This window comes from Cytobacillus solani (assembly GCF_001420595.1).
GTDB classification, from domain to species: domain Bacteria; phylum Bacillota; class Bacilli; order Bacillales; family Cytobacillaceae; genus Cytobacillus; species Cytobacillus solani.
On the sequence record NZ_LJIX01000006.1, the window covers coordinates 84,468 to 97,688 of the forward strand.

Consider the following 13,221-nt stretch of genomic DNA (forward strand, 5'->3'; position numbering starts at 1 on the left):
TTACTTAAGGAAAAACTAAATTATGAAGTCTTCCTTTCGTTCACCGTAAAAGTACAAGCGATGCAAAGGCCTTGTCATTGCTACATAAAGCAGCTTGATATCTAGTTCTGACTCACTTGAAAATGTCTCATCTACACAGACGATCATAACCGCATCAAATTCCAAGCCTTTGGCTAAAAAGGATGGAACAATCACCATTTCATCTTTAGGGATTTTTTCTTGCTCTTCCAGTAATTTAACAGACTCATGGGAATGTTCTTTGAAAAGGCTGTAAAGGAGCCGGCAGTCTTTCATTGTTTTCCCGATGACTGCGATCGTTTTATAATTTTCTTTTTTTAAATGGGTCACTTGTTGTTCAATTTGGCTGACGAGTTCTTTTCCGTTTTTTCTTTTAATAAACTTTGGGCTTTCCCCGTGTCTGACAACTGGTTCTACAACAGGGAAAGAGTAGGGGAGCAGCCGCAGAAGCTCGTTTGCCTTTTCCATAATTTCAACAGTCGTACGATAGCTTTTTTGCAGTTCTGTATATGTTGCCCGCGGAAAAATATTATTCACTACCTCTTCCCATGATGTCAGTCCTCGATAGGAATGAATTCCCTGTGCAAGATCGCCTACAAGTGTAAACATGTCTGTATCAAGTGCTTTTTTCAGAGAGAGCAGCTCCATAAAGCTGTAGTCCTGTGCTTCATCAATGACGATATTTTTCGCTTTCAGTTCCTTTGGTATTCCGAAGAGGTGTACCTGTAAATACAGCAAAAGAGCAAGATCTTCTCTCTCGAACTGTTTTTTTGCAAAAAGCTGTCTATTATATTGGCAGAGATTCTGGGTTTCTTGTTCAGAGAGCTGACCTTCTGCCCAATGGTAAAGCTGCTTCGGATCATTGAACAAAGAATGATAGTATTGAATTAACGTCCTTTTTGGAAACTGCTTCATATAAGTAGAAACGGCACTTCTAATGGCCTTTTTTATTTCTGCAAGTCTTAAGGCCTTTTTATCAAGTGCATCAGATACATATTGCCTTCTTTTGTCTGGATCTTTCCCTCGATAGATTGCCCGTTCAATCCGGTCATCGTAATACGTTTCGATTTTATCTATCATGTTTTTCTTTTTCTTAGCGAGATCATTCTGTAGGACAGCTTTCAGCTTTTCCAATCTTCTATATAAAGGAAGATAATTATAGTCATCCTTAAAAAGTTGGATGAATTTTTTGTAGCTGAAGAGCCGAAATTTATCGACAGTAAAATCCTTTGAAGGATAAAAGGATTCATAAATACTAGTAATATAGTTAGTTAATATTCGATGAAAGACAGGGGAGCCTTTTATGGAGGATGCCCATGCTGCGATTTCCGTTTCGCTGTGATTTGAGTTTTCCAAAAGGCGTACAAGCTTGTCATCATCTTGAATGTTCAGCTTTTGGGCAATGCATGCCTGTATATAGTCTTGTAGAGTCGTTTGCCTGACTTTCTCAACGCCTAATTCCGGCAGTGCCTCTGATATGTAGTCAATGAAGAGGCGGCTTGGCGCCAAAATCATCAGCTGTTCAGGAGCAAAGTTTTCTTTATATTGATAAATGAAATAACTAATTCGGTGCAAAGCAATCGTTGTTTTCCCGCTTCCAGCAGCACCCTGTACAATAATTGGGCGATTTAAGTCAGCCCGAATTATTTTATTCTGCTCCTCCTGGATTGTGGAGATAATTTCTGTAAGTCGGTTGCTTGAGCTTTTTGAAAGTGATTCCTGCAGAAGCTCATCGGTTGTTGTTAGATCAATATCACGAATTTCATCAAGCTGCCCATCCTCAATCATGAACTGACGTTTTAGGGATAAATAGCCATTAAAGCTTTCCTCATATGATTCGTAATGAACTTCACCAAGCCGTCCTTCATAATACAGATTGGCAATCGGCGATCGCCAATCCACAATAATTTGTTCTTGATTCTCCCTCGAATATAAAGACGTTTTTCCAATGTATAAGCTTTCTTTCTCTTCCAAGCCTTCACGTAAGAGATCAAGTCTTGCAAAATATGGCTTCCTTCTCGCAACCTTTAAATTTTTCAATTCTTCACGGGACATTTCAAAAAATCGTGCATTGGTTAAAAGGGATAAATAGCTCATGCTGGATTCGAGCGCATCCGTATCTTGAAAAGCTTCTTTCATATTTTCTAGAAATTGGTCCTTGCTCGTTTCAGCCGTCTTAATAACGACATCAATATACTTCTTTGTAAAGTCTAGACGTTGAACTTCATGTTGAAAATCGGGGTGCTGTTGTTGAAATGACATTTGAATCTCCTTTCCATTTACAAATTCAGCCGCAATGGAGAAAAACATAGGAGCGTGAGTGACAAGGAATTTATATTATCAGAAAAATCAGTTGGATGCAATACCAATCATCTCGCAATAGTAGCACCTAATATTTTGAGTGGGGAACTTGAATATTCTAGAAATATAATATATACTACATTACAACAGTAATGCACTATATCGGAAGGGGGCGATCTCTATTCTTAATACGGATGGAACGAAGCCTATTTATGTGCAAATCGCAGAATGGATTGAAACAGAGATTATGAAAGGCCACTTTGAAAGTGACCAAAAGGTGTATTCCCAATACCAGTTAGCGGAAATGTATACGATAAATCCTGCCACAGCAGCAAAGGGACTTAACTTGCTTGCTGATGAAGGCATCCTATTTAAAAAGCGGGGGCTTGGGATGTTTGTTTCAGTAAATGCGAAAGAAATGATAATAAACAAACGGAAGAACCAAACATTGAAGCGATTAGTACAAGAAGTGGTTTTAGAGGCTGCTCGTTTGCAAATGAGTGAAGATGAATTAATTGAAATGATAAAGGCCGTTCAAAACGAGGAGGGGGAGCAATGAAGGTTATTGAGTGTAAAGATTTAACGAAAGCCTATATAGGGAAAAATGCCTTAAATCAACTTTCCTTTTCTATTGAAGAAAATAAAATTACAGGACTGGTTGGACGAAATGGGGCAGGGAAAACAACATTGTTGAAAATAATAGGAGGTTTCCTCAAAGAAACCTCTGGGACGATCCAAGTTTTTTCAGAAAGGCCATTTAATAGCCTAAATGTGTCTGCACACTCCATTTTTGTCGATGATAAAATGAGCTTTCCACCAGCATTGCAGCTATACGAATTATTAGAAGCTGCGGGTAGTTTCTATCCAAATTGGGATATGGATTTGGCGGAACGCCTATTTGATTACTTTTCCTTTGATCGAAAGGCTTATCATCAGCGGCTTTCTAAGGGGAAAACGAGTACTTTCAATATGATTGTTGGCTTAGCAGCAAGATGTCCGTTAACGATTTTTGATGAGCCGACAACAGGTATGGATGCAGTAGTTAGAAAGGACTTTTACCGAGCGCTGCTCAAGGATTATCTGGCTTTTCCACGTACAATTATACTTTCTAGTCATCATTTAGATGAAATAGAAGATTTACTGGAAGATATTCTTCTGATAAACGATGGCAAAAAACATTTGCATATGCCAATGGAAGAACTGAAAGAATGGGCGATTGGTATAAAAGGCGCAACTGCAACTGTTCTTGAATGGTCGGATAAAAAAGAGCTGATTTACAAGAATCAAATAGGTGCAGATACGTTGTACGCAGTGGTGAAAAATGATTTCGATGAGCCTTCACTTATGAAAGCTAGTCTTGCAGGATTAAAGATTACCTCTGTTTCCGCAAGTGATCTATGTGTCTACTTAACCAGTGAATCGAAAGGAGGAATTGACAATGTCTTTAGTGATCGCTAATTTAGTGGATATTGTAAAAAAACAGTATCTTTTTAAACTAAAAGCAAATATCGACTCTTTCAGTTCACTTATATGGATTCAATTATTAGCTTTGCTATTTTCTTTAGGCGGTGTTGGTTCAACGCTTGCCTCCTCAGGCTATCTTAGTATTGAAGTTAAGTATTATTCCGCAGACTTAGTTATTGCTTTTACAATGATTTGGGCTTTCGTAACAGCCATTATAATTACTACAAAGCCTTATCGAAATCAAGATTTTACTTATGTGACAAATCGTTTAAGCAGTAGCCTTGCAAATATAATATTTTTACTAACAGCTAGTATCATTGGTGGAATTACTGCTATGCTTGTAAACAACCTGCTGAAAATTATTGCTTATTTTATTTTTAATGAGCAGTTATACAGCTTTCAGAGCGGATTTAGGGAACTTGCGCTTGGGATAAGTATGACCATTTTATATGTATTCTGCATAAGTGCATTCGGCTATTTAGTAGGAACGTTAGTTCAAGTCAGTAAACTATTTATCCTTTTCGTTCCTGTTTTATTCTTTGGTACTATTCTGCTTAAAACGAGTGTTCAAAAGGAGCCATTCTTAACAAGTATCTTTAAATTCTACTTTTTTGAGCCATCCCTTCTTTTATTGCTTTTAAAGATATTATTGACCAGTTGTTTATTCTTTTTTACTTCCATTGCTATTTTGAATCGGATGGAGGTTAGAAGATGAGTAGTATCATTCCTATATTACTGGTTGCACTTGCTATTGCATTCCTATCAATTAATAAGCGCAAAAAGTTTGTTACTGTGAAAATAACTCATTGGCTTCTTTTTACTTATGTGGGTGTGCTGCTTCTTTCAATGGCTGCTGCACCATTTGTTGCAGATGGAAAATTACATGCTCGAGAAACCGTCAGTGAAAAGGAGATCAGTCAAGCGGATAATCAACTTCATAAAGCACTTAGAGCGGGAAGGATTGAAGACATTGATGAGAAGTACCTAGTCAATCAAAAGAACTTTGACAATTATCAAGGGAAGACACTTGAAATTGATACAATCTATGGGAACGTTCCTGAACTACATGTGGAGAGAAAACAAGTGGATGACGGAAAAATAGAGGTTTTCTGTTTTGCTGGTGCACTGACAATTGATACACTTGATTTCACCGATATGGCTGGTGAACCACTCAGCTATGTGCTAGAGAATAATATCTTAACGATTAAACCACCGAAAGAGAGAGAAGTTAAAGTTTCCATAGTGAAAAATGAATTTACGATCAATCAATTTACTGGTGCTAGGGAAAAAGGAAGCCATATTATAGTGAACAGTCCATATTTGTACATGCGTATTCCGAAAAACCTGGAATTAATTGAAGGAACAGAAATGTCCGTAATCTTTGTTGGCGAATAATATAAAAAAATCATGGGTTTTACATAAGCCCATGATTTTTTCCTCTTCAAGTATTGTTATAATAGGGATAGGGAGGATGATTCATTTGGAAAAAGATCAGCATTTTCATTTAAAAGAACTTGATGAAGAAACTCTTTTCATAGTTTCACAAACGTTTAAGGCATTATCAGATCCAACAAGGATTCGCATTTTGCATTTGTTATTTGAGGGCGAGCATTCCGTGAACGATATTGCTGAAAAACTGTCCTTGCTGCAGTCAACTGTCTCCCATCAGCTTCGTTTTCTAAAAAACTTACGTTTAGTTAAATTTAGAAGAGAAGGAACTTCCCTATTCTATTCATGTGATGACGAGCATGTAATGGATATTTTAAGACAAACGATCGAGCATGCGAATCATCATTAATTGCAGCTTCCATGATGATTCGGGCAGCCATGCTCTATTTTTTCAATCTGAATCGTACTATGTTCAATCTCAAAATCATCATGGAGAATGGATTGTGCATGGTGGAGAATGGTATCGTGAACACCTTCTCCCTCGATAACCATATGGCAGCTTAGCATCGGCATGCCTGAAGTAATCGACCATATGTGCATATCATGCACCTCTGCTACTTCTGGGATCTTTAATAAAGATGATTTCACTTTGTCCATCTCAAGGTTTGCTGGTGTTCCTTCCATTAAAATATGGAAAGACTCTTTCATTACTCTCCATCCGCTGATTAAGATGAGTATTGCAACAATGACACTTGCGATCGGGTCCGCAATTCCCCAGCCAAAGAAAATCATCAGCAAAGCGGCAATAATTGCTCCTACTGAGCCAAGCATATCGCCGATTACGTGAAGGAAAGCACTGCGAACATTTAGATTCTCATCTTTATCCCCACGCATTAAAATCCATGCTGCAATAATATTAACTAGTAAACCAATGCTTGAAATAATCAGCATTCCTCCGCTAAGCACTTCAGGCGGATTCCAAAAACGCTGGTATGCTTCATAGAAAATATAAACGGAGATCACAATGAGTGTAAGCCCATTTAATGCTGCAGCAATAATTTCAAACCGTTTGTATCCGTATGTTTTTGAGGCAGAAGCTTTTCTTTCTCCAAGCTTAATTGCGAACAAGCTCAAACCTAATGCGGCAGCATCGCTAAGCATATGGCCTGCATCTGAAAGAAGTGCGAGACTATTTGTTAATAAGCCCCCAACAACTTCAACAATCATGAAAGATGCAATGAGTAGAAAAGACAAAAATAAAGCTTTTTTATTTCCTGTATGACCGTGTGAGTGATTATGACCATGTGAATGACCGTGGTGATGTCCCATAATTGATGCCTCCTATTTTATTATATGAATATATGCTCATATATATTATGATATAAATTAGCAAATTGTTCAACAATTAAATTAAATTTAAATGAAATTAAGTACTTAGTTTTATCCAATGTTTAAAAAAATATAAAAAAGGAAGACACATGGGTTTGTGTCTTCCTTACGTAATTAATCAATTTTATTAAGGTTTTGCTTTCTTTCTTGCTCTGCAATGATTTCATTGTCTTCAGCGTTATCTCTTGTAACCTTTTGAGTAAGAATCGCTCCAACTGCAACTAGAATCATAACAGCAATGTAATAACCTTTTTCGTTCAGTTGAAGATTATCGGCATTGTATAGACCGATGGAAAATAGAAACACGCCTGCAAAAAACGTAAAGTAGGCTAATACGGTGAATGCAGTTGTATTTCTTCTTCGATATCTTTGCATTCGAATGACCTCCTTATGAATATGATAATCTATTTGTTTTTATAAAGCATAATTTGTTAGAAAGATAAAGTAGCTGTTAATGAAGGAAACTGTAATGATTATACCATATTTTTACTTGTTTGGAAGTGGGCATTCGGTCATAAAAAAATAAATGCAGCCTCCAGATAGAGACTGCATACGGGGTGTTTATTTCTTCTCTTGTTCTTTTCTAATAAAGTCTGAATACTGCATAATTTGTAATGTGTTATCAATATATTTTTGCATATTCTTCGTGTTCTTCGTTTTCTTCATCGTTTCCCGATTATATAATAACGCAGGAAGTTTAGCACTTGGTGCTGTGTATAAAGTGTTATTACTGATAAATGAACCGCCTGGCATGTAATAGCGCATTCCGAGCAGATTTTTTTTGTATTGAAAAAGATTATGGCCAATCATTTGCGAATCATGCTCTATTCCAAGCAGGTTTAATAACGTAGGCATAAGGTCAATTTGGCCGCCTAATTGGGAATGTGTTTCCCCGTTAAAGATTCCGGGTGCGTTAAATATAACAGGGACAACAAAACGGTCATGTAAATTGTAATCATGCCCAAGCATTTCTTTTAAAAGCTGTTCATCCTTCTCTGTCACTGGTGCCCCATGTAAGCCTGAGTGATCCCCGTAAATGAGGATGAGTGATTGATCATATATGCCCAGTTCCTTCAATGATTGAATAAACTTCCCAATCTGTTCATCAGTATACCGAACGGATTGGAGATAATTCCCAACATACGTATCCTTATATGAATCTGGCAAGTTAAGATATTCGTATTCATCTGGCATTTCAAAAGGGGTGTGGCTTGTTAATGTAATAATATTTGAGTACATGCGCGGATGATTTTCCATTTGACCTGGAAGCTGCTTTTCTACATAACTAAACAATACTTCGTCGGCTGGTCCAAACCCAATTTCATTCTTGTTGGGAATATCTTCGCTTGTATATACATAGTCAAATCCAAGAGCAGGATATAACTTATCTCGGCTCCAATATGTAATATCATCAGCATGATAAGTAGATGTTCCATATCCATTACGTTCCAATGTACGTACAAGGGAAGGGATATCACTGCCATCAATGACATTTACTGTTGGATCCATTCCCTCAGGGTAAAGGGAAGTGTGCATAATCCATTCAGCATCTGACGTATTCCCAGCCCCGATCTGCTGATAAACATGATCAAAATAGGCACTGTCCTTAAGAAGTTTATTTAAATTTGGTGTTATTTCTTGCCCTTTAATCGATTTGTTTATAACAAATTCCTGCAAGGACTCTACCTGAATTGTAAATACATGGCGATCTTTAGCAAGGCCGAATGTTTCATGTTCGGAGGGAGGAAGAAAAACATTTCCCTTTAATTTTTCTAATTCCTTATCGGATAAATGGTCATTCTTTGCAAGGGCAGTACCAATTCCACGTTCATATAATTGAACAAATTGGGATTGAATATAACCATGCTTCTTGGCAAAGTAAGAAACATCCACTAATGGATAGAAAAACGCAATTACTGTAGTAACTAGTCCTGCGCAGCTAAAGGCAATAGCCCATTTTTTAGCTGATTGAAAGGAAAGCGGATCAGACATTTTAGTAAAATACCAAATTAGCGGCAGAATTAGCACAACATCTAAGAAAAATAGAAAGTCATATGGGCTGCCAAGCAATGCGACTGTTCCTCCTACAGAATTGGATTGGTATATTTGTTTAACATCATAATAGGAAGGAACGGTTGAAAAATACCTTGTGTAATACATAATAACGATAAAAAGTGCAGATAAGCATAGATTAAATAGCCAGATTGAAAGCCATTTCCGCTTTTTGAAAATAAGAAGAAGACCAGTTACCATGAGTGCCCACATGGGAAATTCAATGAGAACAATATGGAAAATAGACTTGTTATCAAAAATGACCATTTGAAATGCCGTAATTTTGATAAATAGCACAAGCATAATGAGTATAAAAGGATAGGAAATATGTTTTTTTAGATTCAAATCCCACTTTTGCATACAAAAGCACCTCTAACTAAATAATTCAATTTTCTTTAAACCTTGCAAACAAAAGTATACATGTAAGTATATTTATTTGCTATGCAATTTATAAATGTCTGAGAAATAATGGGTTTCAACCTTTAAGACGAAAATGTATAACAGAAAGATTCAAAATATGGGAACTTTTTTTCTGATTTTTCGTAAATGAAAATAATAGAGAAGGATCGGAGTGATGGATATTGGAGAAAAAATTACTTGTAGAGAATGTGGAAGTACTGCGTCGAGCAGCAGGAAATTGGATGGATCGCCGGCTTGTACTTATGACAGCTGCTCAATTTGCTGCAAAAGGACAAAAAATTGATGGACATGCTTTTATTAAAGTCTCTGATCTTGTGAAAAGCAGTACATCTATGTTTTCGCCGCTAAGAGGGATATATTTTCCAATGACTGGTCTAATTATGGCAAAGGATAGCCATCCAGAAGTGGAAATTAGCCGCTTACATCATAATTATCAAATATTACGAAAGGCAAATATGCGTTCATCTGCGTTCACATATATTGCTGCATATTTATTAGATGAAGAAATGGATGCAAGCCGGATCAGTGCGATATATGAAGAAATGAAAAAGCATCACCGTTTCCTTACTTCTTATGATGATTACCCGGCGGCTGTGATTATAGCCAAAAGGGATGGAAGGGTAAAAGAACTAATTGAGATTTCCGAGCGTTATTACCGAGGGCTGAACGAAAAGGGACTATGGAAGGGAAACAATCTGCAATTCTTGGCTAATATGCTTGTGATGTGTGGAGACTTTCAGCACGAATTAGTGAGAGACGTCATCTATACAAAAGAGGAACTTATCCGTCGCGGTCTAAAGGTGAAGGAAGTTCATTATCCTGCTCTTGGTGTCATTGCTCTTACAGGGAAAATTAAGGAAGCAGCAAGCCTTGCTGTCAAACTAGCAGAAATGAAGGAATTTAAATGGTATAAGGAGATGGCTATTACGGTAGCCGCAACCTTTGTATCACAGGATTACATTGATGCGTCTGCTGGACTGACAACAGCGATTCATGCGATGATTCAAGCACAGCAGGCATCGGCTGCAGCTGTGACTGCTGCGGCTACTGCGGCCGCCTCTTCAGGAAGTTAGGGCACATCCATAATGGGTGTGCTCTTTTTGAAAGATACGAAACTATAACTTTTTAGTTAGAGAATTGTCTAGCGCAAGCATCCTATCGCCTATCAAACTTCAGGTCTCCTCCGCAACGATTGCGTCAACATAGGTTCGCTCACGCTCACCGTGTTGCCTTTATCGAAAGGAAGAGCCCTTCCAGTTTGTACGGCGATGATCAAGGCGCTTCCGCTTTTATTTAAATTGAGCGAAAATGTAGTCAATTTTCTAACATGTGAAGATTGTATTTCAAACCATAAAATACCTGTGCTATTTGTTCGAAATTCCGTATTATCTCTTGCATGGTTACGTATTTCTGTGTCAATATCTATATATTGATGAATGTCGTTATAATAGATATTCGAGGAGATGAATAAGTTGAATAAAGCAGTTATTTTAGGGTGTAATTATTATATAGGTTTGAGTACCATCCGATGTTTGGGTGTGAATGGAATACATACAGTTGCAGTGGATTATGCTGGAGCTGATACATACGGGGCAGAATCGAAGTATTGTTCGGAGCAGCTGATTGCTCCTCATTATAAAAAAGAAACAAAAGCTTTCGTGCAATTTTTAAAGGAATATGCGAGCAAGGAAAATGAAAAGCCAGTTCTTATCCCTTGTCATGATTCATATGTAGAAGTAATCGATGAGTACTTAGATGAACTGAAAGAAAGCTATCTAATTCCTCAAACGAAGAAAGGCTTGTATTCGCAAGTTATGAATAAGGAAGCCCTTCATGCACTAGCAATGGAAAAAGGAATGCTAGTACCAGAAACGGTTCGAGTGAATGAAGAGAACTTTTTTGAGAAAATCGATACGATCATTAAATATCCTTGTATTGTGAAGCCGACGGATTCCCCTACCTTTGTAGCCACTTTTAGGAGAAAGATATTTAAGGTTCATAATAAAGAGGAATTGGAAGAAGCTTTAGCAAAAGCAGAAAAAGCAGGCTTAGAAGTTATTGTTCAGCGGATTATTCCTGGTTTCGATGATCATATGTACACATTTGATGCGTATTTAAACCAAGATTCAAAGGTAACCCACTGGGTAACCTGTCAAAAGCATCGTCAATATCCAATCAATTTTGGTGCCTCTGTCTATACAGAGCAAAAATATGTTCCTGAGCTTTATGAAATCGGAGCAAAATTTTTAGAGGAAATTGGGTTTAAAGGATTTGCTGAAATTGAGTTTAAGAAAGACGCGGATACAGGGAAGTATTATTTAATCGAAATTAATGCGAGAATTACAAACCTAAACAATCTGTTGTATAAGGTTGGTGTTAATTTTCCTTATATTACCTACCGCGAATTAACAGGTTCTCCACTTCCACCAAAAGCAGTGAAAGAAGATAAAAATCGTGTATTTTGGTACGCTTATGAGGATATGTTAGCGATAAAGGGTTATATTCGAACGGGTCAATTGACAAAAGGCGAAGTTTTTAAATCGCTTTTCAAGAAAAAAGCTTATGCCATCTGGGATTGGCAAGATCCGAAGCCTGGAATGATCTTTTTCAGGAAAACGGCTGGGAAGATGCTCAAAAGAAAATAATCGATAGATGCAGAAAAGAGGTAGTAAATGATGCAGTTAGAGGAACTTCTACGTTCGATAACGGTTGAGCGTGTTTATAATGACAAGGATATGAGGATTAGCGGTGTTTCTTACCATTCACAAAAGGTTTCCAATGGACATCTTTTCGTTTGTGTTCGCGGATATAAAACAGATGGACATAAATACCTTGCACAGGCAGTAGCCAATGGAGCAGTAGCTGCGGTGGTGGAAGAAGTGCAAGAGGCATTCGATATCCCGCAATTTGTTGTGCAAAACAGCAGAATTGCTCTCGCCCAATTAGGGGATGCCTTCTATGATCATCCTTCGAAAAAAATGAAGATGATTGGTGTAACAGCGACAAATGGGAAAACAACCACATCTTATATGATCAATGCCATTCTTGAAAATGAAGGCTTTAAAACAGGATTAATTGGAACTGTTTCAATCAAAATTGATGATATGTCAATCCCTGCGGAGCTAACAACACCAGAATCATTGGATTTACAAAATTACCTAAATCAAATGGTTGAGAAAGATGTTTCGCATGTTTGTATGGAGGTATCGTCAGCTGCTTTAGAGACTCATCGAGTAGAGACAGTTGATTATGATATTGTTACATTAAACAATGTCAGCCGTGAACATATCGATTCACACGGTTCCTTTGAACAGTATTTTGAAGCGAAATCCAGTCTCATTCGAAATGCGAGCGAAAGAAGCATGGCCGTTTTAAATCTGGATGACCCTTATTCCGCATCACTTGTTAATAAAACAAATGCACGAGTAATTACCTTTGGTGTGAACAGTACAGAAGGGCATATCCATTGTAAAAACTTAGATTTAACAACGGGAAGAGCTAAATTTACAGTTGAAATTTTGAAGGCATTTAAAGCGAATGGGGCTGAATACATCCCTGGAGAATTTGATATCGAGTTGTCTGTTCCTGGTCTTCATTCAGTGTACAATTCAATGGTTGCGATTACGGTAGCATTGCTTTCCGGTGTGGCTGTCTCAACGATCCAGCATACGTTGAAAAATTTTGCTGGTGTAGAAAGACGTTTTGAATTTATTTATGAAGAAGATATAAAGATTATTGATGATCATTTTGCTAATACAGGAAATATCAATGTAACGCTGCAAACGTTAAAGTATATGGATTACAAAAAGCTTCATATAGTATATGCCATTCGTGGGGAGCGCGGACCAACAGTTAACCGGGAAAATGCGGAAGCGATTGTTGAATGGGCTTCGAAGCTTGGTTTGTATGAGATCATTGCTACGAAGAGTGTCTCTCATGTAACAGCTAAGGATAAGGTGACAGATGAGGAACAGCGCGTCTTTGAAGAGGTGATGGGCGAAGCACGTATCCAGGTTGATTTATATGACGAATTACCAGATGCGATTGCCCGTGCATTGGCTAAGGCGGAAGAAGGAGATCTTGTCCTTCTAGCTGGCTGTCAAGGAATGGACCACGGAGCTGAGATTGCTTTGCAATTGCTGCGGGAAAAAAATGAACTTCGTATTGAAATACTTGAATAGAGCGTAG

At 37.7% G+C, this 13,221-nt stretch carries 12 protein-coding genes; 8 read left to right on the top strand and 4 right to left on the bottom strand.

Translation table 11 applies throughout. The features are described from left to right. Positions 1-15 precede the first annotated feature (15 nt). Positions 16-2,280 carry an RNA polymerase recycling motor HelD gene (gene helD, locus AN957_RS02215; RefSeq protein ID WP_053477935.1) on the bottom strand — a complete coding sequence of 755 codons (2,265 nt, stop codon included), beginning with the start codon at positions 2,278-2,280 and terminating at the stop codon, positions 16-18. A 253-nt stretch (positions 2,281-2,533) separates the two neighbouring features. On the opposite strand from helD, the gene AN957_RS02220 reads away from it, so the two are divergent. The 5 genes from AN957_RS02220 to AN957_RS02240 all read left to right on the top strand — a co-directional run bounded on the left by AN957_RS02220 (position 2,534) and on the right by AN957_RS02240 (position 5,581). Beyond that, positions 2,534-2,878: a GntR family transcriptional regulator gene (locus tag AN957_RS02220; RefSeq protein ID WP_281176483.1), complete on the top strand. Its 345-nt coding sequence runs from the start codon at positions 2,534-2,536 to the stop codon at positions 2,876-2,878. Continuing rightward, entirely contained in the window at positions 2,875-3,777 is a 903-nt protein-coding gene (locus AN957_RS02225) for an ATP-binding cassette domain-containing protein (protein ID WP_053477933.1), read from the top strand. Before AN957_RS02220 ends, AN957_RS02225 begins: the two co-directional genes overlap by 4 nt. Further along, positions 3,758-4,498 (top strand): hypothetical protein, encoded by a 741-nt coding sequence (locus AN957_RS02230; protein ID WP_056681993.1) that lies wholly within the window; start codon positions 3,758-3,760, stop codon positions 4,496-4,498. Before AN957_RS02225 ends, AN957_RS02230 begins: the two co-directional genes overlap by 20 nt. Continuing rightward, positions 4,495-5,178: a hypothetical protein gene (locus AN957_RS02235; RefSeq protein ID WP_053477931.1), complete on the top strand. Its 684-nt coding sequence runs from the start codon at positions 4,495-4,497 to the stop codon at positions 5,176-5,178. The genes AN957_RS02230 and AN957_RS02235 overlap by 4 nt, the downstream gene beginning before the upstream one ends. A 76-nt stretch (positions 5,179-5,254) precedes the next feature. Next, positions 5,255-5,581, top strand: coding sequence for an ArsR/SmtB family transcription factor (locus AN957_RS02240; protein ID WP_053477930.1), 327 nt, complete (start codon positions 5,255-5,257; stop codon positions 5,579-5,581). Here the strand turns inward: AN957_RS02240 and AN957_RS02245 are convergent. The 3 genes from AN957_RS02245 to AN957_RS02255 all read right to left on the bottom strand — a co-directional run bounded on the left by AN957_RS02245 (position 5,578) and on the right by AN957_RS02255 (position 8,973). Next, complete coding sequence (locus AN957_RS02245; protein ID WP_053477929.1) at positions 5,578-6,501, bottom strand: cation diffusion facilitator family transporter; 924 nt, start codon at positions 6,499-6,501, stop codon at positions 5,578-5,580. The genes AN957_RS02240 and AN957_RS02245 overlap by 4 nt on opposite strands. A gap of 174 nt (positions 6,502-6,675) precedes the next feature. Next, positions 6,676-6,936, bottom strand: a complete 261-nt coding sequence (locus AN957_RS02250) for a YiaA/YiaB family inner membrane protein (RefSeq protein WP_053477928.1) — start codon at positions 6,934-6,936, stop codon at positions 6,676-6,678. Between the two features lie 186 nt (positions 6,937-7,122). Next, on the bottom strand, positions 7,123-8,973 hold the full coding sequence (locus AN957_RS02255; protein WP_053477927.1) for an LTA synthase family protein: 1,851 nt from the start codon (positions 8,971-8,973) through the stop codon (positions 7,123-7,125). Positions 8,974-9,194: 221 nt separating this feature from the next. Between AN957_RS02255 and AN957_RS02260 the strand changes: the two genes are divergently transcribed. The 3 genes from AN957_RS02260 (at position 9,195) to AN957_RS02270 (ending at position 13,214) form a co-directional block, all read left to right on the top strand. After that, positions 9,195-10,106, top strand: coding sequence for a DUF4003 family protein (locus tag AN957_RS02260; protein WP_053477926.1), 912 nt, complete (start codon positions 9,195-9,197; stop codon positions 10,104-10,106). Positions 10,107-10,505: 399 nt separating this feature from the next. Continuing rightward, on the top strand, positions 10,506-11,678 hold the full coding sequence (locus tag AN957_RS02265; RefSeq protein ID WP_379998211.1) for a carboxylate--amine ligase: 1,173 nt from the start codon (positions 10,506-10,508) through the stop codon (positions 11,676-11,678). Between the two features lie 27 nt (positions 11,679-11,705). Continuing rightward, entirely contained in the window at positions 11,706-13,214 is a 1,509-nt protein-coding gene (locus AN957_RS02270) for a Mur ligase family protein (RefSeq protein ID WP_053477924.1), read from the top strand. Positions 13,215-13,221 lie beyond the last annotated feature (7 nt).